Annotated in this window: 22 protein-coding genes; 19 read left to right on the top strand and 3 right to left on the bottom strand. The window is 69.0% G+C overall.

What is annotated here, in order from left to right; genetic code table 11:
- Window positions 1-68: 68 nt before the first annotated feature.
- Both rpsT and ELQ90_RS07140 read right to left on the bottom strand, forming a co-directional pair.
- Window positions 69-329: a 30S ribosomal protein S20 gene (rpsT, locus tag ELQ90_RS07145; protein WP_128494570.1), complete on the bottom strand. Its 261-nt coding sequence runs from the start codon at window positions 327-329 to the stop codon at window positions 69-71.
- A 167-nt stretch (window positions 330-496) separates the two neighbouring features.
- On the bottom strand, window positions 497-1,234 hold the full coding sequence (locus ELQ90_RS07140; protein ID WP_128494569.1) for an alpha/beta fold hydrolase: 738 nt from the start codon (window positions 1,232-1,234) through the stop codon (window positions 497-499).
- A gap of 75 nt (window positions 1,235-1,309) precedes the next feature.
- Here ELQ90_RS07140 and ELQ90_RS07135 point away from each other — a divergent pair, with 75 nt between their 5' ends.
- From ELQ90_RS07135 to hemW, 6 genes are all read left to right on the top strand, one after another.
- The gene (locus ELQ90_RS07135) at window positions 1,310-2,488 is read left to right on the top strand and encodes a pyridoxal phosphate-dependent aminotransferase (RefSeq protein ID WP_128494568.1); all 1,179 of its coding nucleotides are present in this window, start codon (window positions 1,310-1,312) and stop codon (window positions 2,486-2,488) included.
- A 38-nt stretch (window positions 2,489-2,526) separates the two neighbouring features.
- Window positions 2,527-3,750 (top strand): amidohydrolase, encoded by a 1,224-nt coding sequence (locus tag ELQ90_RS07130; protein WP_128494567.1) that lies wholly within the window; start codon window positions 2,527-2,529, stop codon window positions 3,748-3,750.
- Window positions 3,747-4,736 carry an epimerase gene (locus ELQ90_RS07125; protein WP_243696049.1) on the top strand — a complete coding sequence of 330 codons (990 nt, stop codon included), beginning with the start codon at window positions 3,747-3,749 and terminating at the stop codon, window positions 4,734-4,736. Before ELQ90_RS07130 ends, ELQ90_RS07125 begins: the two co-directional genes overlap by 4 nt.
- 91 nt (window positions 4,737-4,827) lie before the next feature.
- Window positions 4,828-6,681, top strand: coding sequence for a translation elongation factor 4 (gene lepA, locus ELQ90_RS07120; protein ID WP_128494566.1), 1,854 nt, complete (start codon window positions 4,828-4,830; stop codon window positions 6,679-6,681).
- 4 nt (window positions 6,682-6,685) lie between these two features.
- The gene (locus ELQ90_RS07115; protein ID WP_128494565.1) at window positions 6,686-7,354 is read left to right on the top strand and encodes a DUF1990 family protein; all 669 of its coding nucleotides are present in this window, start codon (window positions 6,686-6,688) and stop codon (window positions 7,352-7,354) included.
- A gap of 5 nt (window positions 7,355-7,359) precedes the next feature.
- Window positions 7,360-8,583 (top strand): radical SAM family heme chaperone HemW, encoded by a 1,224-nt coding sequence (hemW, locus tag ELQ90_RS07110; protein WP_128494564.1) that lies wholly within the window; start codon window positions 7,360-7,362, stop codon window positions 8,581-8,583.
- A gap of 39 nt (window positions 8,584-8,622) precedes the next feature.
- Here hemW and ELQ90_RS16920 read toward each other — a convergent pair whose 3' ends face one another.
- On the bottom strand, window positions 8,623-9,369 hold the full coding sequence (locus ELQ90_RS16920) for a DUF4870 domain-containing protein (RefSeq protein WP_243696048.1): 747 nt from the start codon (window positions 9,367-9,369) through the stop codon (window positions 8,623-8,625).
- 327 nt (window positions 9,370-9,696) lie between these two features.
- Between ELQ90_RS16920 and hrcA the strand changes: the two genes are divergently transcribed.
- The 13 genes from hrcA to leuA all read left to right on the top strand — a co-directional run bounded on the left by hrcA (window position 9,697) and on the right by leuA (window position 22,921).
- Complete coding sequence (gene hrcA / locus ELQ90_RS07100) at window positions 9,697-10,716, top strand: heat-inducible transcriptional repressor HrcA (protein ID WP_128494563.1); 1,020 nt, start codon at window positions 9,697-9,699, stop codon at window positions 10,714-10,716.
- A 93-nt stretch (window positions 10,717-10,809) separates the two neighbouring features.
- Window positions 10,810-11,913, top strand: a complete 1,104-nt coding sequence (gene dnaJ / locus ELQ90_RS07095) for a molecular chaperone DnaJ (protein ID WP_128494562.1) — start codon at window positions 10,810-10,812, stop codon at window positions 11,911-11,913.
- A 3-nt stretch (window positions 11,914-11,916) separates the two neighbouring features.
- Window positions 11,917-12,648 carry a 16S rRNA (uracil(1498)-N(3))-methyltransferase gene (locus tag ELQ90_RS07090; RefSeq protein ID WP_128494561.1) on the top strand — a complete coding sequence of 244 codons (732 nt, stop codon included), beginning with the start codon at window positions 11,917-11,919 and terminating at the stop codon, window positions 12,646-12,648.
- 38 nt (window positions 12,649-12,686) lie between these two features.
- Window positions 12,687-13,043, top strand: a complete 357-nt coding sequence (locus ELQ90_RS07085) for a histidine triad nucleotide-binding protein (RefSeq protein ID WP_128494560.1) — start codon at window positions 12,687-12,689, stop codon at window positions 13,041-13,043.
- Window positions 13,030-14,097 carry a PhoH family protein gene (locus tag ELQ90_RS07080; protein WP_128494559.1) on the top strand — a complete coding sequence of 356 codons (1,068 nt, stop codon included), beginning with the start codon at window positions 13,030-13,032 and terminating at the stop codon, window positions 14,095-14,097. The genes ELQ90_RS07085 and ELQ90_RS07080 overlap by 14 nt, the downstream gene beginning before the upstream one ends.
- The gene (gene ybeY / locus ELQ90_RS07075; protein ID WP_128494558.1) at window positions 14,094-14,555 is read left to right on the top strand and encodes an rRNA maturation RNase YbeY; all 462 of its coding nucleotides are present in this window, start codon (window positions 14,094-14,096) and stop codon (window positions 14,553-14,555) included. Before ELQ90_RS07080 ends, ybeY begins: the two co-directional genes overlap by 4 nt.
- 3 nt (window positions 14,556-14,558) lie before the next feature.
- Window positions 14,559-15,857 carry a hemolysin family protein gene (locus tag ELQ90_RS07070; RefSeq protein ID WP_128494557.1) on the top strand — a complete coding sequence of 433 codons (1,299 nt, stop codon included), beginning with the start codon at window positions 14,559-14,561 and terminating at the stop codon, window positions 15,855-15,857.
- A complete protein-coding gene (gene era, locus ELQ90_RS07065) occupies window positions 15,854-16,786 on the top strand; it encodes a GTPase Era (protein ID WP_128494556.1) in 933 nt (310 codons plus the stop codon). The genes ELQ90_RS07070 and era overlap by 4 nt, the downstream gene beginning before the upstream one ends.
- 94 nt (window positions 16,787-16,880) lie before the next feature.
- Window positions 16,881-18,083, top strand: a complete 1,203-nt coding sequence (locus ELQ90_RS07060; RefSeq protein ID WP_128494555.1) for a sensor histidine kinase — start codon at window positions 16,881-16,883, stop codon at window positions 18,081-18,083.
- Window positions 18,080-18,772: a response regulator gene (locus ELQ90_RS07055; protein WP_128494554.1), complete on the top strand. Its 693-nt coding sequence runs from the start codon at window positions 18,080-18,082 to the stop codon at window positions 18,770-18,772. The genes ELQ90_RS07060 and ELQ90_RS07055 overlap by 4 nt, the downstream gene beginning before the upstream one ends.
- Window positions 18,773-18,830: 58 nt before the next feature.
- Window positions 18,831-19,592 carry an ABC transporter ATP-binding protein gene (locus ELQ90_RS07050; RefSeq protein ID WP_128494553.1) on the top strand — a complete coding sequence of 254 codons (762 nt, stop codon included), beginning with the start codon at window positions 18,831-18,833 and terminating at the stop codon, window positions 19,590-19,592.
- Window positions 19,589-20,980 (top strand): ABC transporter permease, encoded by a 1,392-nt coding sequence (locus ELQ90_RS07045; RefSeq protein WP_128494552.1) that lies wholly within the window; start codon window positions 19,589-19,591, stop codon window positions 20,978-20,980. Before ELQ90_RS07050 ends, ELQ90_RS07045 begins: the two co-directional genes overlap by 4 nt.
- A gap of 180 nt (window positions 20,981-21,160) precedes the next feature.
- Window positions 21,161-22,921 (top strand): 2-isopropylmalate synthase, encoded by a 1,761-nt coding sequence (gene leuA / locus ELQ90_RS07040; RefSeq protein ID WP_128494551.1) that lies wholly within the window; start codon window positions 21,161-21,163, stop codon window positions 22,919-22,921.
- Window positions 22,922-22,981: the final 60 nt, after the last annotated feature.

The raw sequence follows: 22,981 nt of genomic DNA, 5'->3' as shown, positions 1-22,981 counted from the left end.
ATGCCCCGTCGGAGGACGGGGCATTCGTGTCGAGAGGAGCGGAGCGCTCCCTCACGGAGACCTGAGGGTCAGAGCGCGGCGACCTTGCTCGCGATGGCCGCCTTGCGGTTCGCGGCCTGGTTCTTGTGGATGACGCCCTTGCTCACGGCCTTGTCGAGCTTGCGGCCCGCGACCTTGAGCGATGCGACAGCCTTCTCCTTGTCGCCGGCCGTGATGGCCGTGCGCGTCGCGCGGATGGCCGTCTTGAGCTCGCTCTTGACCGCCTTGTTGCGCTCCTGAGCCTTCTTGTTGGTGCCGATTCGCTTGATCTGCGACTTGATGTTTGCCACGTGTACGTACGCTTTCGTCGATTGATTGAGGAGATGCCGGTTGCGAGAGAGGGTCGCGTCCGGCGATTCGTGTGGAAAAACCCACACGCAAGCCAACAGGAAACGATACCAGTTAGCGGGTCGCAGGGGAAATCTCCACCCGCGCGTCGGCGATCGGCGGATGCGGGTCAATCGGCGACGTCCGGCTCCGGGTCGAGATCCGGAGCCGCTGCAGCGGCGTCCCGCACGATCCGCGCGAACGGCTCCGGCGCGACGAGCGAGACGAGGTGACTCGCCCGTGGGACGACGACCACGGGCGCCTCCGGACGCGCCGCGCGGAATCGTCGCTCGTCGAGCCGGAAGTGGTCGAGCGCTCCCGTCACGAACCACACCGGGCCGGGATAGGCGGACAGATCCTCGAGCGGCCGTGTCCGACCGATGGCGGTGAGGGTCTCGTCCATGACGTCGAGCGCGACTCCGCCGCTCCCGATGTCCGCGGCCGCATCCGAGCCGACGGCCAGCCGAGCCATCGTGTCATTGAGCCACCGGCCCCGGTCCGGCAGCCGGTGGATCGCGCGGGCGAGCACCCGATAACCGAGGAGTCCGGCGCCACGGGGCAGCGTGAAGCACGAGGACGCGACGAGGAGGGCAACGGTATCGGGCCGTCGTGCGGCATAGGCGATCCCGACATAGCCGCCCAATGAGAGTCCGACCAGGACGACGCGCCCGCCGAGCGCCGCGACGGCCTCGTCGATCACCTCGATCGCGGCCTCGATCGTGAACGACGAGCCGATCCTCGTGCCGTGGCCCGGGAGGTCGACGGCCTCGGCGATCAAACCCGCCGATCGTGCGGCCTCGAGCTGCCCCCGCCACATCGACGCCGACGTACGGATGCCGTGCACGAAGAGGATGGGCGGTCGGCTCATACCGTCATGCTAGGCGGACGACGACGCCCTCCCGACCGTGCAATCCGTGCCCGCCGGGAGTATTAGCGTTGGCTCATGCCTCAGCTCGCCGCCCACATGTCGTCCGTCCCCGAGTCCGGCATCCGTCGCTTGTTCGAGATCGCCCTGACCCTCGACGACGTGAACATCCTCGCGGTCGGTGAGCCGGATCAGCCGGTCGCCTCGCACATCACCGACGCCGCGGTCTCCGCATGGAGGGCGGGCGAGACGCGGTACACCGCCAACGGCGGCATCCCCGACCTCCGTCGCGCGATCGTCGACAAGCTCGCGCGCGACAACGGCATCACCGCCGAGGTCGAGCAGGTCTGGGTCACGATCGGTGCGACGCAGGCGCTCTTCCAGGCGATGGGACTTCTCCTCGATGCGGGCGACGAGATCCTCGTGCCCGACCCGGGCTACACGACGTTCGGGATGAACGCCCGCATGCTCCAGGCCGTGCCCGTTCCGTACCGTCTGGCACCCGAGGACGGCTTCATCCCCGACCTCGCGCAGCTCGAGTCGCTCATCACACCGCAGACCCGGGTGCTCCTCATCAACTCGCCGTCGAATCCGCTGGGGCGCGTGTTCTCGACCGAGGTGCTCGAGGGGCTCGTCGGTCTCGCCGCACGCCACGACCTCTGGGTGCTGTCCGACGAGGTGTACGAGTACTTCACGTTCCGCGGTGAGCACGTGAGCCCGGCGACGCTCGACCCGGACGGCCGCGTATTCAGCGTGTTCTCCCTCTCGAAGACCTATGCCATGACGGGAGTGCGCGTCGGCTACCTCGTCACCCCTCCGGGATTCGCCGGCGTCATGCGGACCGTCCAGGAGGCGATGATCAGTTGTGTGCCGACGCCCGATCAGCGCGCCGCCGTCGCAGCCCTGACGGGACCACGCGAACCCGTGGACGTCGCGCTCGCGCACTACGCCGAGAACGCCGCTGCGGCGGCAGCGCTCCTCGACGAGCGCGGCATCGCGTACCTCCAACCCGACGGCGCCTTCTACCTGTGGATCGACATGTCGCACGCGTCGCGCGGGGACGTCGCCTCGTGGACGGAGAGGTTCCTTCTCGAGGAGCGTGTCGCCGTCGCGCCGGGCAGCGCATTCGGCCGGTCGGGGGAGGGCTGGGTCCGCGTGTGCCTCGCGGCCGATCGCGCACGACTGCTCGACGGCCTGCGTCGACTTCCCGCTCCGGGTTCCGCTGCCCGGGTGGGCGACGTTCCGTCGGCGAGCTGAGACCGCCGACGGGGAGCGGACGGGGATACGCTCGTTCCATGTCGATCCCACATCCCCCGTTCGCCATCGTCGGCGGTCGTGTCCTGCCCGTGTCCTCCGCTCCCCTCGAGAACGGTGTCGTGCTCGTCGAGGACGGTCTCATCAGCGCCGTCGGCGAGTCGCTCGCCGTCCCCGAGGGCTGGGATGTGGTCGACGCGAGCGGCAAGGTCGTCGTCCCGGGCTTCGTCGAGTCGCACGGACACGTCGGCATCCACGAGGAGGCCAATGGGAAGGCCGGCGACGACACCAACGAGATGACGGATCCGGACACGTCCTTCGTGCGGGCGATCGACGCCGTCAACATCGAGGACGTCGGCTTCGTGGACGCGCTCTCGGGCGGCGTGACGACGGTCGTCGTGAAGCCCGGTTCCGGCAACCCGATCGGCGGCCAGACGGTCGCGATCAAGTCGTGGGGAGGGCGCACGATCGACGAGCAGCTCGTCTCGGGCGCCGTGAGCGTGAAGTCGGCGCTCGGCGAGAACCCCAAGCGCGTGTACGGCGAGAAGGGCAAGACGCCGAGCACGCGGCTCGGTGTCGCCGCGGTCATCCGTCAGGCCTTCATCGATGCTCAGGACTACGCCGAGGCGCGAGCGGCCGCGGCTCGCGACGGGAAGCCGTTCTCGCGCGACCTCGCGAAGGACACGCTCGTGCGCGTCCTCGACGGCGAGCTCGTGTGGGATCAGCACGTCCACCGTCACGACGACATCGCGACGGCGCTCCGGCTCCAGGACGAATTCGGCTACCGCCTCGTGATCAACCACGGGACGGAGGCGCACAAGATCGCCGACGTGCTCGCCGAGCGGGACGTCCCGGTCATCTTCGGTCCCATGCTCACGTCTCGATCCAAGGTCGAACTCAAGGACCGCGCGATCGGGAATCTCGCGATCCTCGCGCGAGCGGGCGTCCGGGTCGCGATCACGACCGATCACCCGGTCGTCCCCGTCAACTTCCTCGTGCATCAGGCGTCCTTCGCCGTGAAGGAGGGTCTCGACCCCGCTGTCGCGCTCGAGGCCCTCACGGTCAATCCGGCGAGCTTCCTCGGCCTCGACGACCGGGTGGGTTCCCTCGCCCCTGGGCTCGATGCCGATGTCGTGATCTGGTCGGGCGATCCGCTCGACATCACAAGCGTCGCCGAGCGCGTCTACATCGGCGGTCGGCTCCAGTTCGAGGTCGTCGACGGCGCGCCCGTCGTCGCCGATCGCTTCTTCCCCTCGGGCCGGTGAGTCCCGTGGCGGGGGAGGGGGCGCCGCGCGCCGTCGTCGCCGGTGCCGGCGGTTTCGTCGGCACCGCGTTGCGCGCGGACCTCGAGTCCCAGGGATTCGACGTCGTGACGATCGGCCGGTCCGTCTCGAACCCGTCCCACGTCTCGTGGGGCGACACTGCCGCGCTCGACGCCGCGGTCGACGGCGCAGCGGTCGTGATCAATCTCGCGGGCAAGAACGTCAGCTGCCGCTACACCGCCCGCAACCGGCGCGAGATCCTCATATCGCGGACGGCGACGACGTCGGCGCTCGCGCGCTCCATCTCCCGCGCGACGACGCCCCCGCCCGTCTGGATCAACGCGAGCACCGCGACGATCTACCGCCACGCTACGGACCGACCGATGACGGAGTCGACGGGAGAGATCGGTGAGGGCTTCTCCGTCGGCGTCGCGACCGCGTGGGAGGCGGCGTTCTTCTCGCCCGATCTGCGCGGCACCCGCCGTGTGGCCCTGCGGATGGCGATCGTGCTCGGTCATGGTTCGGCGCTCGCACCCCTCCTCGGCCTCTCGCGCGTCGGATTCGGCGGACGTCAGTACGACGGCCGCTGGTGGGCTCCTCGCGAGAAGCGGGCCGCCGGCGCGTTCCACGAGTACCGTCCGACGCACGGGCGCCAGATGTTCAGCTGGGTCCACCTCGACGACGTGCTCGCGATCGTGCGACGGGCCATCGACGATCCGGCCGTCGAGGGCGCCGTCAACGTGAGCGCCCCGAAGCCGGTCGACAATGCGACGCTCATGGCGACCGTCCGCCGCGCCGTCGGGATGCCTGTCGGCGTGCCACTCCGACGGTGGATGATCGAGCTCGGTGCGCTCGGCATGCGGACGGAATCCGAGCTGCTCCTCAAGAGCCGGTGGGTCGTCCCGGAACGACTGACGCAGCTCGGCTACGAGTTCCGTCACCCCGAACTCGCCGGGGCGATCGACGCGATCGTGCGCCCGGCACGCTGATCCGCTCGGTCGACGCGCGGACCGTGCGCGAGGCGACCGGCACCGTGGGACAATGTGATGTCCACCGAACCACCCCTGACGTGAGGACCGCGTGAGCCCCCGAGCGACTACGGCACTCCAGCCCGCCTCCACACCACCGGCGTCGATCCGCAACTTCTGCATCATCGCGCACATCGACCACGGCAAGTCGACGCTCGCCGACCGGATGCTCCAGATCACGGGAGTCGTCGCCGATCGCGACATGCGCGCCCAGTACCTCGACCGCATGGACATCGAGCGCGAGCGCGGCATCACGATCAAGAGCCAGGCCGTGCGCATGCCGTGGTCGAAGGACGGTCAGACCTTCGCACTCAACATGATCGACACGCCCGGTCACGTCGACTTCACGTACGAGGTCTCGCGGTCCCTCGCGGCGTGCGAGGGAGCCATCCTCCTCGTCGACGCCGCTCAGGGGATCGAGGCGCAGACGCTCGCGAACCTCTACCTCGCGCTCGAGAACGACCTCGAGATCATCCCCGTCCTCAACAAGATCGACCTCCCGGCCGCGGACCCGGACAAGTACGCCGCCGAGCTCGCCGGGCTCATCGGCGGGTCCCCCGACGACGTCCTCCGCGTCTCCGGCAAGACGGGCATGGGGGTCGAGGAACTCCTCGACCGCGTCGTCGATCGGATTCCGAACCCACAAGGGGACGCGAACGCGCCGGCGCGCGCCATGATCTTCGACTCGGTCTACGACACGTACCGTGGCGTCGTCACGTACGTCCGGATGATCGACGGATCCCTCAGTCCGCGTGAGCGGATCCAGATGATGTCCACACGGGCCGTGCACGAACTGCTCGAGATCGGCGTCTCGTCTCCCGAGCCGATCCCGACCAAGGGCCTCGGCGTCGGCGAGGTCGGCTACCTCATCACGGGTGTGAAGGACGTTCGCCAGTCGAAGGTCGGCGACACCGTCACGACCGCGTCGAAACCGGCCACGGAAGCCCTCCCCGGCTACACCGATCCCAAGCCCATGGTCTTCTCGGGGCTCTACCCGATCGATGGTGCCGACTACCCCGACCTCCGCGAGGCCCTCGACAAGCTCAAGCTCTCGGACGCCGCACTCAACTACGAGCCCGAGACCTCCGTGGCCCTCGGTTTCGGTTTCCGCTGCGGCTTCCTCGGTCTCCTCCACCTCGAGATCATCACCGAACGGCTCGAGCGCGAGTTCGGCCTCGACCTCATCGCGACGGCGCCGTCTGTGACGTACGAGGTCACGACGGAGGACAAGAAGACCGTCACCGTCACGAACCCGAGCGAGTTCCCCGGCGGCAAGATCCAGGCGGTCTCCGAACCCGTCGTGAAGGTCGGGGTCCTCGCGCCGAAGGACTACGTGGGCACGATCATGGAGCTGTGCCAGTCCCGGCGCGGCACCCTGCTCGGCATGGAGTACCTCGGTGAGGATCGCGTGGAGTTGCGCTACACGATGCCGCTCGGCGAGATCGTGTTCGACTTCTTCGACCACCTCAAGAGCCGCACACAGGGCTACGCGTCCCTCGACTACGAGCCGGCCGGCGAGCAGGAGGCCGATCTCGTGAAGGTCGACATCCTCCTGCAGGGCGAACAGGTCGACGCTTTCAGTGCCATCGTCCACCGCGACAAGGCGTACGCGTACGGTGTGCTCATGACGGAGCGGCTCAAGAACCTGATCCCGCGTCAGCAGTTCGAGGTTCCCATCCAGGCCGCGATCGGCGCCCGCATCATCGCGCGCGAGTCCATCCGTGCGATGCGCAAGGACGTCCTCGCGAAGTGCTACGGCGGTGACATCACCCGCAAGCGCAAGCTGCTCGAGAAGCAGAAGGAGGGCAAGAAGCGCATGAAGATGGTCGGAAAGGTCGAGGTGCCGCAGGAGGCCTTCATCGCGGCGCTCTCCGGAGACACCGAGACGAAGAAGGACAAGAAGTAGAGCCATGCGCCGGGAGACCTTCGAGGACGTACACGTCGACTACGGCTCCGTCGGGGCGACGGCGGCGCCCGACATGATGCAGTACCCGCCCCGCGGTTTCCGCTCCGCGGAGGTCGAGGTCCGGTTGGGCAGCGGTGTCGAGCGGTTCACGCAAGCGGTCGACGCGATCATGTCGTGGGATCTCTACCGAGGCTCCGGCATCGCCGTCCAGGTACTCTCGCACGGCGAGCCGGGCGCGTACACGGGCGTGCGCTTCGCGGACGACGGCACGCCCATCGCTCCCGCGACGCTCTCGGCCGAGGAGCGGTTCACCGCCGACGGCATCCCGTACGTCTCCTCGGGCGCCTCGGCGCGGCTGAGCGGCCGCGTCGGCGTCTACCGCGTCACGAGCCGCGTGCGTGTCGTCTCCGTCGTCGAGGACGAGCGCCGCGTGAGCGTGACGTTCGGCACCCTCGGTGGGTGCGTCGTGAGCGGCGAGGATGCGTACATCGTCGAGCTCGCCGACGACGACAGCGTGCACTTCCGGCAGCGTTCGGTGTTCCGGCCGCGCGCCTTCCACTACCGCATCATGCGCTGGCTGGCGAAGCGGCGCTGGACGGCGCTGTCCACGCGGTTCTCGCGCACGCTCTCGCCGTTGTGGGCCGCCCGCTCTCGCGGTCAGGTCTCGGAGTAGTACGCGTGGGCGGTCCGCTCCCTCTCGCCGACCCGGCCCCACGAGACGGCTCCCTCCCCGCGTCCGTCGCGCGGGGAGCGGGCGAGCGCGCGTTCGGCGTCTATCTGCATGTTCCGTTCTGCACGGTCCGCTGCGGATACTGCGACTTCAACACCTACACCGCGACAGAGCTGCGCGGCGCTTCGCAAGCCGATTACGCTTCCACAGCCCTCGCGGAGATCGACTTCGCCGCCGCGGTGCTCGAGCGCGCAGGTCTTCCCGACCGACCGGCGCAGACGGTCTTCTTCGGCGGCGGCACCCCCACCCTGCTGCCCGCTGGCGACCTCGTCAGGATGCTCGACGGCGTCCGGACGCGTTTCGGCATCGCCGAGGGCGCGGAGATCACGACCGAGGCCAATCCGGACAGTGTCGACGTGGAGTACCTCGCCGAGCTCGCGGCGGCGGGATTCACGCGCGTCTCGTTCGGGATGCAGTCCGCGGTCCCGCGTGTGCTCGCGACCCTCGACCGGACGCACGACCCGGAGCGCATCCCCGTCGTCGTCGCGGCGGCACGGGAGGCCGGACTCCAGGTGAGCCTCGACCTCATCTACGGGACGCCGGGTGAGACCATCGAGGACTGGCGGCGGTCGCTCGAAGCCGTGACCGCCCAGCGGCCAGACCACGTCTCCGCCTACGCGCTCATCGTCGAGCAGGGGACCCGGCTCGCCCGCCGCATCCGCTCGGGTCAGCTCGCCGCGCCGTCGGACGACCTGCAGGCCGACATGTACGAGCTCGCCGACGACCTCCTGGGTCGAGCCGGCTATTCCTGGTACGAGGTGAGCAATTGGGCGGCGGCGCCCGAGTTCCGGTCGCGTCACAACCTCTCCTATTGGAGGGGTTCGGACTGGTGGGGCGTCGGGCCGGGAGCGCACAGCCACGTCGGCGGCGTCCGCTGGTGGAATGTCAAGCATCCCGCCGCTTACGCTGGGCTCATCGCCGACGACGCGTCGCCGGCCCACGGTCGCGAGACGCTCGACGACTCCACCCGGCTCGTCGAGCGTGTCCTGCTCGAGACGCGTATCGCTGAGGGCCTGGCGATAGACGCGCTCGAGGCCGACGGGCGGACGGCCGTCGCCGGTCTCATCGCCGACGGCCTCGTGAACGGAGAAGCCGCCCTGCGCGGGAGGGTCGTCCTCAGCTTGCGCGGGCGGCTTCTCGCCGACGCCGTCGTGCGTCGACTCGTGGCGTGACGTCGGTCCCGTCGCCATGCGACGGGACCGACGGCCGTCCTACTTGATGAACCGGAAGTTGACCGGGTAGCGGTAGGCGGAGCCGCCGTTGACCTTGACTCCGCCGATGATCGAGAACACGAGGTTCGCGAGGTAGGGCAGCCAGCCGATGAGCCCGAGGAGCAGGGAGATTCCGCCGTAGCCGTAGCTGTAGCCCATGCTGAAGCCGACGATTCCTCCGATGATCCCCGTGAGGATCTGGAAGGCGATGTTGACGATGATCCAGGTGATCTGCCAGTTGAGCGCTTCCTTCGACTCCTGGCGGGTGAACCCGCCGCGGTCCTTGAAGACGAGGAAGATGATGAGCGATGGCAGGAAGCCGATGACGCCGCCGAAGTGCGACCACATCGCCCACTGCTTGTCCTCGGCAGGAGAGAGGGGTGCTGCGCCACCCTGCTGGCCGTAGGGCTGCTGTCCATACGGGGGCTGCTGGCCGTAGCCGCCCTGACCGGCCTGGGGCGCGCCGTATCCGGGCTGCCGGCCCTGCGGAGCCCCGTAGGGCTGACCGCCCTGAGGAGCGCCGTACGGCTGGCCCCCCTGCTGGGCACCGTACGGCTGCCCGCCCTGCGGAGCACCGTACGGCGGCTGGCCGGGTGCCGGAGCACCGTACGCCGACTGACCACCCTGGGCGGGAGCTCCGTACGGCGGCTGCGGGGGAACCGGGGGCTGGGGAGCGCCGTACGGCGGCTGCCCGTTCGTGGAGTTCGGCTGCTGATCTCCCGACTGGGGGGAGGAGGGGTCGGTCATCGCCGTTCCTTTCGATCGGATGACGTGCGTTACGACGGCCCCGTCGAACGAGACCGCTCAGGACGAACCCGCCCGGGCACAGCATCACGGTATCGGTCCCGCCGAACGAGCCGCAATCGCCACGACGCGTGGTCGCCATTGGAGCCGCCGTCGTCGCGCTCGTCCGCTTCGCGCGGCTGGCCTCTACCGGGCCGCCTACCGCTTGTCCCGACGGTGGCCCCTAACGCGGCCTGCCGACACGGGCGCCCGGCAGGCGGCCGGGCCGGCGGAGGGAGTATTATTGGCACTCAGAGCAGGTGAGTGCCAACGAGCGATGGGAGGGCGCTGATGGTTTCGGAACGCGGACTGGACGTCCTCAAGGCCATCGTGCACGACTACGTCGCCTCCCGTGAGCCCGTCGGGTCCAAGACCATCGTCGAGCGGCACGCCTTCGGCGTCTCCGCCGCGACGATCCGCAACGACATGGCTCTCCTCGAGGAGGAGGAGCTCATCGTCGCCCCGCACACGTCGAGCGGGCGGGTCCCCACCGACAAGGGGTACCGGCTCTTCGTCGACCAGCTCGCGGACCGCCGCCCGTTGTCGAGCGCACAACGCCTCGCGATCGAGCAGTTCCTCGGCGAATCCGTCGACCTCGACGACGTCCTCTCCCGAACGGTCCGGCTCCTCTCGCAACTGACCAATCAGGTCGCGCTCGTGCAGTACCCGTCGTTCACCAACGCCTCGGTCCGACACGTCGAGCTCGTCACGCTCGCACCGTCGCGCCTCCTCGCCGTCCTCATCACGGATTCCGGGCGCGTGGAGCAGCGTATCGTCGAGACGGTGACAGCCGTCGACCCGTCGGACGTCGAGCGTGTCAAGACCGCGATCGGCGACGCGACCGTCGGGCGCTCGATCGCCGACGCCGCCGCCGCGCTCGAGTCGCTGCCGGACGGGCTCGACGTCCCGCTCCGGCAGCTCGCGCGCTTCGTGGCGGACGCGGTCATCGGACAGCTCGGCCACTACCGCCAGGATCGCCTCGTACTCGCCGGATCCGCGAACCTCGCGCGCACGGAGGACGACTTCCGCAGCATCTTCCCCGTGCTCGAGGCGCTCGAGCAGCAAGTCGTCCTGTTGCGGCTCTTCGGCGAGATGCAGTCGGACGCCTTCGGCGTCTCGGCACGCATCGGTCGAGAGAACGCGGCGTACGGGCTGTCCGAGACGAGCCTCGTGGTGAGCGACTACACGACGGCACCGGGGGAGACGGCGCGGCTCGGCGTCCTCGGTCCCACCCGCATGGACTACTCGAGCAATATGGCGGCCGTTCGAGCGGTCGCCCGCTACCTGACCAGGCTCCTCGGAGAGTCATGACCACCCGCCGTCCGCTCCGGCGGACGAACCAACCCGTAATCCACGTCGTCGGCGATTCCCCGATGCCGGCGCACTCCAGACGAAAGGCCCCGTGTGGCTGACCACTACGACGTCCTCGGCGTCTCGCGCGATGCGAGCGTCGACGAGATCAAGAAGGCCTACCGGAAACTCGCACGCGAGCTCCACCCCGACGTGAACCCGGGCGCCGACGCTTCCGAGCGCTTCAAGGAGGTCACGCACGCCTACGACGTCCTGAGCGACCCCGACCAGCGTCAGCGGTACGACCTCGGCGACGCCGGCGGATTCGGCGGGGCAGGAGGCGCGGGCTTCTCCGGGTTCGGCGACATCTTCGATTCGTTCTTCGGCGGCGGAGCCCAGCGCGGACCGCGGTCGCGCCGCGAGCGCGGCCAGGACGCCCTCCTCCGCGTCGAGGTCGACCTCGACGAGGTCATCTTCGGAACGCACCGCGACCTCGAGGTCGACACGGCTGTGCTGTGCGAGACCTGCAACGGGTCGTGCTGCCAGCCGGGCACCAACCCCGTCACGTGCGACGTCTGCCGTGGCACCGGCCAGATCCAGCGCACCGTGCGCTCGCTCCTCGGCAACGTCGTCACGGCGTCCCCGTGCGGCACGTGCCGCGGTTACGGCACCGTCATCCCGCACCCCTGCGTGACGTGCGGCGGCCAGGGCCGCGTGCGCGCCCGACGCACGGTCGCCGTCGACATCCCCGCCGGCGTCGACTCCGGGCTCCGCCTCCAGATGCCGGGCAGCGGAGAGGTCGGCCAGGCCGGCGGCCCGAACGGTGACCTCTTCCTCGAGATCTCCGTGCGCAGCAACGACGACTTCAGCCGCAACGGCGACGACATCCTCTGCACGCTCGAGGTGCCCATGACCGACGCCATTCTCGGCACCGAAGCCACGATCCCGGCGCTCGATGGCGACGTCGACGTCGAGTTGCGCGCCGGTGTGCAGAGCGGCGAGATCATCACGATCAAGGGCCGCGGCATCACGCGGCTCCGTGGCTCCGGTCGCGGCGACCTCCGCATCGGCGTCCAGGTCGTCACCCCCACGAAGCTCGATCACAAGGAGCGCGAGCTCATCCAGCGGTTCGCGAAGGGGCGCAAGCAGCACGGTCCCCAGCTCGCGCACTTCCACCAGGGTCTGTTCGCGAAGCTCCGCGACCGCTTCCTCGGCTGATCCGTGGCCTCGCTCTATCTCGTCGACGCCCTCCCGGAGAGCGTGGTCGGCGGCGTCATCACCCTCGACGGCCGTGAGGCGCACCACGCGGCCGTCAACCGGGTGCGGGCGGGAGAGAGCCTCCTCGTGGGAGACGGTCACGGCACGCTCGCGGAGGTCACCGTCGAGTCGGTCTCGAGCACCGCGATCGAGGTCCGCGTGGGATCGGTTCGCACCGAGAACCGTCCGACGCCCGAGATCTGGCTTGCGCAGGCCCTCGCCAAGGGGGATCGGGACGAGCTCGCGATCCAGGCGGCGACGGAGGTCGGTGTGTCCGGCGTCATCCCGATGCAGACCGCTCGGAGCGTCTCGCGCTGGAGCGGCCCCAAGCTCGAGAAGGGCGTCGCCCGGTGGGAGAGCATCGTCCGGGAGGCGAGCAAGCAGGCCATCCGGGGCTGGGTACCCGACGTCGCGGCTCCCGCAACACCGGGGACGCTCGTCGACCCCCGCGACCACGTGCTCGTGCTCGACCCCCGCGGCGTCATCCGTCTCGCGGACGCCGTGGCCTCGACGCCGACGGAGACGCGCCGGATCGTACTCGTCGTCGGCCCGGAGGGCGGGTTCGCCGGCGAGGAAATCGACCGCATGACGGCTGCGGGAGCGGTCTCCGTCGTGCTCGGCGACACCGTGCTGCGGACGTCGACGGCCGGCCCCGCCGCGATCGCCGTGGCGAACGTCGTCCTCGAGCGCTGGTGACGGTCCCGGCGAGCGCCGGCCGCCGTAGAATGGATGTCATGACCTCCACCGAACCGAGCATCTTCAGCCGCATCGTCGCGCGCGAGATCCCGGCAGACGTCGTGTTCGAGTCCGACGCGGTCATCGCTTTCCGCGACATCGCCCCGCAGGCCCCCGTCCACCTCCTCGTCGTGCCGAAGACCGAACAGTACCGCGACGTCGCGGAGCTCGCGGCGGGCGACCCTGCCCTCCTCGCGGAACTCGTCGCCACGGCGTCGCGCCTCGCGGACGAACTCGCCGACGGGCACTTCCGCCTCGTCTTCAACACCGGCGCGGGCGCCGGCCAGACCGTCTTCCACGTCCACGCGCACGTGCTCGCGGGTGGACTCGAGGAGGCATCGCTTGGCGGAGCCTGACGGCGGCGCGGTATCGCACCTCCACATCGACGGGATCGCCCTCGTCCGACTCTTCGGCCCGCAGGACCGACTCCTGCGCACGATCGAGACCCAATACCCGCTCGTCGAGGTGCAGACGCGCGGCAACGACATCACTCTCAGCGGAGACCCCGATCAGGTCGCCGCCGCCACGACTCTCATCGAGGAGCTCCTCATCATGATCCGCAACGGGCAGGACGTCGATCCTGCCGAGGTCCGGTCGTCCGCTCGCATCATCGAGAGCGACGGCCGTCCCGCCGACGTATTGGGCGGCCAGGCCGTCCTCACCTCCCGGGGCAAGAGCATCCGACCGAAGACCGCGGGCCAGAAGGCGTACGTCGACGCGATCGACGAGAACACGATCGTCTTCGGCATCGGCCCGGCGGGAACCGGGAAGACCTACCTCGCGATGGCGAAGGCCGTCCAGGCTCTCCAACGCAAAGAGGTCAACCGCATCATCCTCACGCGACCAGCCGTCGAGGCCGGTGAGCGGCTCGGTTTCCTCCCGGGTACGCTCACCGACAAGATCGATCCGTACCTCCGCCCTCTCTACGACGCGCTCAACGAGATGATGGATCCCGAGCTCGTGCCGAAGCTCCTCGCCGCGGGAACGATCGAGGTCGCGCCGCTCGCCTACATGCGTGGGCGCACCCTCAACGACTCCTTCATCGTGCTCGACGAGGCGCAGAACACGTCACCCGAACAGATGAAGATGTTCCTCACGCGACTCGGCTTCGGATCGAAGATGGTCGTGACGGGTGACATCACCCAGATCGACCTCCCGACCAACGCCTCGGGACTCCGTCTCGTGACGCGTGTGCTCGCGGACGTCGACGACATCCACTTCGCCCGCCTGACGAGCGAGGACGTCGTGCGTCACACGCTCGTCGGACGCATCGTCGACGCGTACAGCGAGTACGACGCCCGCAAGCAGGCCGACCACTTCGAGCGCGAGCAGGCGCGCGAGTTCGCGAACCGGGCGGAACGTCGCGGTGCGGCTCCGCGCGACCGGATGCCGCGTGGGGGCCGCGCGTGAGCATCGAGATCAACAATGAGTCCGGCGTCGAGGTCGACGAGAGCAAGATCCTCCGCATCGCCGACTTCGCCCTCGGCGTCATGCACGTGAGCGAGGAGGCCGAGCTCAACATCGTCCTCGTCGACGAGGCCGCTATGGAGCAGCTCCACGTGCAGTGGATGGACGAGCCCGGACCGACGGACGTCTTGAGCTTCCCCATGGACGAGCTGCGGCCCGGCACCGAGGACGACCCCACCCCTCCGGGTCTGCTCGGCGACATCGTGCTGTGCCCGCAGGTCGCGGAGTCGCAAGCCGAGACCGCCGGCCACGCGACGATCGACGAGCTCCTCCTCCTCACGACGCACGGGGTCCTCCACCTCCTCGGTTTCGACCACGCCGAGCCCGACGAGGAGAAGGAAATGTTCGGGATCCAGCGCGACATCCTCCTCGGGTTCGCGATGCGCGAGCGGCGCGGCTGACACATGCTCCTCGTCTGGCTCATCGCCGGGTCGTTGCTCCTCGTCGCCTTCGCCGGCCTCATGTCGGCTGCCGAGGCGGCCATCTCGGTCAAGTCGCGCGCCGACATCCTCGCCCTCGCGATCGAGTCGCGATCGCGCACGGCGCTCGTGCGCATCGCCGAGGACACGGGCACGCACGTCAACGCGCTGTCATTCGTGAGGATCACGACGGAGACGACGGCCGCGGTCCTCGTGACCCTCGCCTTCTCGTTCTCGCTCGAGTCCCTCTGGCTCGCGCTCGTCCTCTCCGCGCTCCTCATGACGGCCGTGTCCTTCGTGCTGGTCGGAGCGAGTCCCCGGGGGTTCGGCCGCAACAACGCCGACGTCATCCTCCAGGTGAGCGCACCGATCGTGCATGCTGTGCGCGTCGTCCTCGGTCCACTCGCCGACGCTTTGGTGACGTTCGGCAATCGCGTCACTCCGGGTGTCTCGAGGAACTCGGCCTTCGCGTCGGAAGAGCAGCTCCTCAGCATGGTCGACGAGGCGACGGAGCTCGCCGTGCTCGAGGAGGACGAACGCGCGCTCATCCACTCCATCTTCGAGTTCAATCAGACCGTCATCCGCGAGGTCATGGTCCCGCGCACCGACATGATCGTCATCGACGCCGGCGAGACCATCCAGGAGGCGACGGGGGTCTTCCTCCGCACGGGCGTCTCGCGTCTCCCCGTCATCGACGACGACATCGACGAGGTCGTCGGCATCCTGTACCTCAAGGACGTCGCGCGCATCGGCTACGAGACGCCAGACGAGGCCGGTCGACTCACGGCCGGCGCGATCGCCAAGCCCGCGCTCTTCGTTCCCGAGTCGAAGAAGGCCGACTCCCTCCTCGCTCAGATGCAGGCCGAATCGAACCACCTCGCCATCGTCATCGACGAGTACGGCGGCGTGGCGGGTCTCGTGACGATCGAGGACCTCATCGAGGAGCTCGTCGGAGAGATCTCCGACGAATACGACACGGAGCTCGACGAGGTCGTCGCCCTCGAGGTCGACGCGTACCGCGTGAGCGCCCGGCTCGCGATCGACGAGCTCGGCGAGTTGTACGGCATCGAACTCGAGGACGACGACGTCGACACGGTCGGGGGCCTCCTCACGAAGCATCTGGGCAGACTCCCCACCGCGGGCGACGAGGTCACGGCGAACGGGCTCGTACTCGTCGCCGAACGCGTGGAAGGGCGACGGAAGCGACTCGTGACCGTCGTCGTACGACCGACGGAGGCGCTCGACGAGATTCGTGCAGCGCTCGCACGAGAGGCAACGGAATGACCGACGAACAACAGGACGACGGCGAGACCACGAGCGCGGCACCGGCATTCCGAGCGGGCTTCGTCTCGTTCGTCGGTCGGCCGAACGTGGGCAAGTCGACCCTCACGAACGCCCTCGTAGGCGAGAAGGTCGCCATCACGAGCTCGAAGCCGCAGACGACCCGGCGCGCGATCCGTGGAATCGTGCACCGTCCCGACGGTCAGATCGTCATCGTCGACACCCCCGGCATCCACCGGCCGCGCACCCTGCTCGGCCAGCGCTTGAACGACCTCGTGGAGTCGACGCTCGGCGACGTCGACGTCATCGGGCTCTGCATCCCGGCCGATGAGAAGATCGGTCCCGGCGACCGCTTCATCAATGAGCAGCTCGACCGCTACGGCCGCGCGAAGAAGATCGCCATCGTCACGAAGATCGACGACGTGGCGAAGGACCGCGTCGGCGATCAGCTCCTCGCGGTGTCGCAATTGCGCGAGTGGGACTCGATCATCCCCGTGTCATCGACCGCCGGCATCCAGTTGGACGTCCTCGCGAGCGAGATCCTCGCGCTCCTGCCGCGATCCGTCGCGCTGTACCCCGACGAGGCCGTCACGGAGGAGTCCCTCGAGGACCGCGTCGCCGAGCTCGTGCGCGAAGCCGCGCTCGAGGGCGTGACCGACGAGCTGCCGCACTCGCTCGCCGTCACGATCGACGACATCCAGCGGCGTGAGGACAAGGACCTCGTCGAGATCTACGCGAACGTCTTCGTGGAACGCGACAGTCAGAAGGCGATCATCATCGGGAAGGGCGGATCCCGCTTGCGGGACGTCGGAACGCGGGCCCGCGCCGAGATCGAACCGCTCGTCGGTTCGCCGGTCTTCCTCTCGCTCCGAGTGAAGGTCGCCAAGGAGTGGCAGCGCGACCCGAAGCAACTGCGGCGCCTCGGCTTCTGACACCGTCAGACCGGAGGATGATCTTCGTCGCTCGACGGGCGGACCGGCGCGTCCCGTACGTCGCGCGGGTTCCCGCTCGCGTTACCGTGGACGGATGACCCGGGACCTCACGCGCACGCAACTCGTCGCCGACACCGTCGTCGCGAGCGTCGTGGGTGCGCTCCTGCTCCCGTCCGTCGTGCTTTCGCCGGCGCCGGGCGTGAGCATCGTCGTCGTCGTCCTCCTCGCCGTGGGGCTCGCGGTCCGGAGGTACTCCCCGGCGGGCGCGCTGTCGGTCGCGTGGTTCGCCGTCGCGGTCCAGCTGTCCGCGCAACAGCCCGCGAACGTCTACGACGCGATGATCCTCGGGATCCTCTACGCCGTCGGTCGCTACGGGGACGGCTGGGTGCGCTGGTACGGCCTCATCTCGGCGATCGGCGGGGGAGTGGTCGCGTCCGTCTACACCGTCGCACAGGTCTACGGCGGCGGCACCGTCATCTCCATGGTGGACCCGGCCAACCTCTCCGTCGCGATCTTCAGCATCGTCACGGCGTCGGCCGCCGCGATCTTCGTCCTCACCATCGCGTGGGGACTCGGCGTGCTGATGAGGCAGGCCGCAGCCACTCGAGCCTCGCGCGCCGAGCAGTTCCGGCTCGAGCAGGAGCGACGACTCGCGGAACGCACGATCGTCGTCGAACAGGAGCGGAACCGGATCGCACGCGACATGCACGACGTCGTCGCGCACTCGCTCGCCGTCGTGATCGCTCAAGCGGACGGTGCCCGCTACGCCATGGCGACCTCCCCGAAGGTCGGCGAGGCCGCTCTCGAGACCATCTCCGAGACGGCGCGCGAGGCTCTCGTCGACGTCCGCGTCCTCCTCGCCGAGCTCCGGCACAGTCAGTCGGGCGGACCTCAGCCGATGATCGCGGACCTCGGCCGCCTCGTCGAGCAGATGCGCGCAGCCGGGCTCGACATCCGCTTCGAGCAAACGGGGGAGGCCCGCCCGATGCCGGCGAGCCACCAGATCGCCGTCTACCGGATCGCGCAGGAATCCCTCACGAACGCGCTGCGTCACGGCGACCGCTCGCGCCCCGTGGCCCTCAGCGTCATCTGGGTGCCGCACGGCGTCGTCGTGCGGGTGCAGAACAGCGTTCTCCCCGCTCCGGCGTCCTCGTCACCGGGTCACGGCATCGCCGGGATGCGCGAACGCGCCGAACTCACAGGCGGTCGCCTCATCGCCGAGTCCATCGGCACCGACGCCTTCCTCATCGAAGCCCTCATCCCCTTCCCACAGCCCATGAGAGAAGTCCATCCGTGACCGACGCCCCGATCTCCGTCCTCCTCGTCGACGACCAGTCCCTCTTCCGTGCGGGCATCCGCATGCTCGTGGACTCCCAGCCCGATCTCACGATCGTCGCCGAGGCCGAGGACGGCGCAACCGGTCTCGCACGGGCAGTCGAGCTGCGGCCCGATGTCGTCCTGATGGACGTCCGTATGCCCGTCATGGACGGGATCGAGGCGACGAGTGCCATCCTCGAGCGCTTCGACGCCACCGGCCTCTCGGCCCCGAAGATCATCGTCCTCACGACCTTCGACCTCGACGAGGCCGCCGCGACGGCGCTCCGTCGCGGCGCGAGCGGTTTCCTCCTCAAGGACACCCACCCCGAGTTCCTCCTCGCCGCGATCCGCACGGTGCATGCCGGTAACGCGGTGATCGCCCCGAGCGCGACCGTCGAACTCTTCCGCCACGTCGGCGGCGGGTCGACGAGCCCCGTCCCCGCGCAGTTCGCCACGCTGACGTCGCGCGAGCACGACATCTTCCTCTTCGCCGCGTCGGGGCTCAGCAACTCGGAGATCGCCGCTCAGGAATTCGTGAGCGAAGCCACCGTCAAGACGCACATCTCCCGCGTGCTCGCGAAGCTCGGGCTCCGCGACCGCGTCCAGCTCGTGATCTACGCGTACGAGCACGGACTCGTCGATCGCGGCAGGCTTCATCCTCGGGGATGACGGTCGATCCGACCGGGTGCCGACGCGGCGGACGGGGTCCGCTTCCTAGCGTGGAAGCATGACGATCACCACTACAGAGATGGGCCTCGCGGCCCGCGTCGCCGGCGTCTCCCGGCGGTTCGGAGTCGGGCACGGCGCCGTCGTCGCGCTCGACGACGTCTCCGTCGGCATCCGCCGCGGACAGTTCACCGCGATCATGGGGCCGAGCGGTTCCGGCAAGTCGACCCTCATGCACGTCATGGCCGGACTCGACTCGAGCGACAACGGCAGCGTGTGGGTGGGGGACACCGACATCACGAGACTCCCGGACCGGGACCTGACCCTGCTCCGACGCCGTCGCATCGGATTCGTGTTCCAGTCGTTCAACCTCGTCCCGACCCTCGACGCCCGCTCCAACATCCTCCTCCCGTTCGACCTCGACGGTCGAAAGCCCAACGTCGACGAGAGCCGCTGGATCGACTCGCTCGTCACGACGCTCGGGATCGCCGACCGGCTCACCCACCGCCCGCACGAACTGAGCGGTGGTCAGCAGCAGCGCGTCGCCATCGCTCGTGCCCTCGCCACCCGCCCCGACCTCGTCTTCGCGGACGAGCCGACCGGGAACCTCGACTCCCGGAGCGGCCGCGAGGTGCTCACGCTCCTCACCGAGGCGTGCTCCCGATTCGGGCAGTCGATCGCGATGGTCACCCACGATCCGGTCGCGGCGTCCTACGCCGATCGCATCCTCTTCCTCGCCGACGGCCGCATCGTCGACGAGCGGGAGCGGTCGACGCCCGAGCAGATCTCCGCCATCATGCTCGCGATGGAGGCGACGCGATGAGAATGCGCTGGCGCGAGTACCGCGCCACGATCCTCGTCGCGGCCCTCTCCGGCGCCTTCGGTGCGCTGCTGCTGCAGGGCACGGTCCTGCTGACCGCACTCGTCGCGGGCGACTCGATCGGGGAGAAGGAGTCCGTGCAGCTGGCGCTCGGGCTCGTGGCCGTCGTCTTCTTCGCGATCGCGATCTTCGTCGGCGGGATCGTCACGGCGAACACCGTCGGAACGGTCATCGCGGGTCGGACACGCGACATCGCCCTCCTCCGGCTCGTGGGCGCCGACGCACGTCGCTTGCGAGCGAGTACCGCTCGGGACGGCATCCTCGTCGGACTCGTGGGCTCGCTCATCGGCACCGTCGTGGGCATCGGCATCATGGTCGGATTGGTCGCGCTCGGTCGGTCGACTGGCGACCTCCCCGAGACGACGCCGCAACTCGTGACCCCGATGCTCGTCGCGCCCGTCGTCGCCGTGACTCTCGTGACGTGGCTCTCGTCCTGGGTCGGCTCGCGCCGCATTCTCGCGGTGAGCCCGATCCAGGCGTCGGCCGCGGCCGTCGAACCCGACGCCGACACCGTGCGGTCGGCGACGGGCCGTCGGATCACTGCGATCGCCCTCGTCGCGGTCGGCGCTCTTCTCCTGGCCGCCGGGGTCGTCATCGGCCTCGTCACGATGCTCGGCATCCTCGTGGGGATGCTCGGGGGGATCCTGTCCTTCTCCGGCATCGTCCTCGCCGCTCCCTTCGTGATGCCGGCCGTCCTCCGCCTCGTCGGTCGGGCGATGGGATCGTCGCCGACGGCCCGTCTCGCCGCCGAGAACGCCGTGCGGAATCCCGCTCGGAGCTCACGGGCGACGATCGGTCTCGTCATCGGCGTGACCCTCGTCACGATGTTCGCCGTCGCGACGTCGAGCTACTACGACATGATCGTCCGCGCGAGCGAGCAGTACCCGGACGACTTCGCGGGCGTCGACGAGACGCTCGCGATGACGATCGGCGTCTTCTCGGTGCTCTTCGGATTCAGCGCCGTCATCGCCGCCGTCGGCATGGTCAACACCCTCTCCTTGAGCGTCCTCCAGCGGCAACGAGAGCTCGGACTCCTCCGCGCGCTCGGATTCACTGCCGGTCAGGTCCGCCGCATGGTGCTCGCCGAGGCGGCGCAGATGTCCGTCGCCTCGGTCTTGTTCGGGCTCGTCCTCGGCGTCGTGTACGGCTGGTGCGGTGCCCAGGCGCTCCTCGGTTCGATGCTCGGTGGGGGCCTCGTGGCGCCGAGCATGCCGTGGTTCGTCCTCGGCGGCGCCGTCCTCGTCGCTGCGGTCCTCGCCGCCGCCGCGTCGGTCGCCCCCGCGCGACGCGCGACCCGGGTGAGTCCCGTCGCCGCGCTCGCGGTCGACTGAACGGCGGCGGACCGCCCGCGGGAGCACGGCGCGACCTGGAACGCTCCGGTCGCGCCGTGCTAGCCTGCTCAGGTGATGTTCGGTTCGCTCCTCCTTAGCTGCCGCGACGAGGCTTAGCCGCTTTCTCCTCGTCGCGGAGTCCGTCGTGACCTACGTAGACGTTTCGCAAGGAGAAGAGCAGTGAAGAACACCCAGCAGCCCTCGGCCATGCCGATCCACAAGTACCGCCCGTTCCACGAGCAGATCCGCGTCGACCTCCCGGACCGCACATGGCCGAGCAAGCGCATCACGGAGGCCCCCCGCTGGTGCGCGGTCGATCTGCGCGACGGCAACCAGGCCCTCATCGACCCGATGAGCCCCGAACGGAAGCGCGTCATGTTCGACCTGCTCGTCTCGATGGGCTACAAGGAGATCGAGGTCGGTTTCCCGAGCGCCTCGCAGACCGATTTCGACTTCGTGCGCAGCCTCATCGAAGAGAACGCGATCCCGGAGGACGTCACGATCCAGGTGCTGACGCAGGCGCGGGAGCACCTCATCGAGCGCACCTACGAATCGATCGCCGGCGCCAAGCAGGCGATCGTGCATTTGTACAACTCGACGAGCGTGCTGCAGCGCGACGTCGTCTTCCGCACCGACAAGCAGGGCATCATCGACATCGCCCTCGCGGGAGCGCGGCTGTGCCGTCAGATGGAATCGCGCATCCCCGAGACCACCGTGTACTACGAGTACTCGCCCGAGAGCTACACGGGCACCGAACTCGAATTCGCCGTCGACATCTGCAACCAGGTGATCGAGGTCTTCGAGCCGACGCCGGACCGCAAGGTCATCATCAACCTCCCCTCGACAGTCGAGATGGCGACGCCGAATATCTACGCCGACTCGATCGAGTGGATGTCACGCCACCTCGCGCACCGTGAGAACGTCATCGTCTCGCTCCACCCGCACAACGACCGCGGCACCGCCATCGCCGCAGCCGAGCTGGGGTACCTCGCCGGAGCCGACCGCATCGAGGGCTGCCTCTTCGGCAACGGCGAGCGTACGGGCAACGTCGACCTCGTCGCCCTCGGCGTCAACCTGTTCACCCAGGGGGTCGACCCGCAGATCGACTTCAGCGACATCGACCAGGTCAAGCGCACCGTCGAGTACTGCAATCAGCTGCCGGTACCCGAGCGTAGTCCCTGGGCAGGAGACCTCGTCTTCACGGCGTTCAGCGGATCGCACCAGGACGCGATCAAGAAGGGCTTCGAGCGCATGGCGAGCGATGCCGCCTCGCGCGGCGTCTCGGTCGACGAACTGCAATGGGCCGTTCCCTACCTGCCGGTCGACCCGAAGGACCTCGGTCGGAGCTACGAAGCGGTCATCCGCGTCAACTCGCAGTCCGGCAAGGGAGGCGTCGCCTACCTCCTGAAGAGCGACTACGGCCTCGACCTGCCTCGCAAGCTGCAGATCGAGTTCTCGACGGTCGTCCAGGCGAAGACCGATGCGGAGGGCGGCGAGCTCACGAGCGCGGCCATCTGGCGCATCTTCGAGGACGAGTACCTCCCGTCGGCCGTCGAGGAGGCGCGCTGGGGCCGCTTCGAGCTGCGCCACGCGCGCACGTCGAGCGACCTCTCGGGCGTCGTCGACCTCATCGTGCAGTTGCGTGACGGTGAGGAGATCGATGAGAGCACGTCGACGGGCAACGGCCCGATCGACGCGTTCCTCGACATCCTCCGCGGCCATGGCGTCGACGTGACGCTCTACGACTACGTCGAGCACGCGATGAGCGAGGGCGGCGACGCCCGCGCCGCCTCCTACGTCGAGCTCCAGGTGGACGGCAAGCGGTTGTGGGGCGTGGGCATCGACAGCGACATCGCCGTCGCGTCGCTCAAGGCGATCGTCTCGGCCGTCAACCGCGGCATCCGCACCGGACACGTCGACCGCGAGCTCGCCTCGGTCTGATCCTGTCAGCCGGAACGGCGCCGTCCCCGTGAAGGGGGGCGGCGCCGTCCCGCGCGCGGA

This window comes from Labedella phragmitis (assembly GCF_004078635.1).
GTDB classification, from domain to species: Bacteria; Actinomycetota; Actinomycetes; order Actinomycetales; family Microbacteriaceae; genus Labedella; species Labedella phragmitis.
Note: the sequence above shows the minus strand (reverse complement) of the source record. Positions and strands in the feature narration are given on the sequence as shown.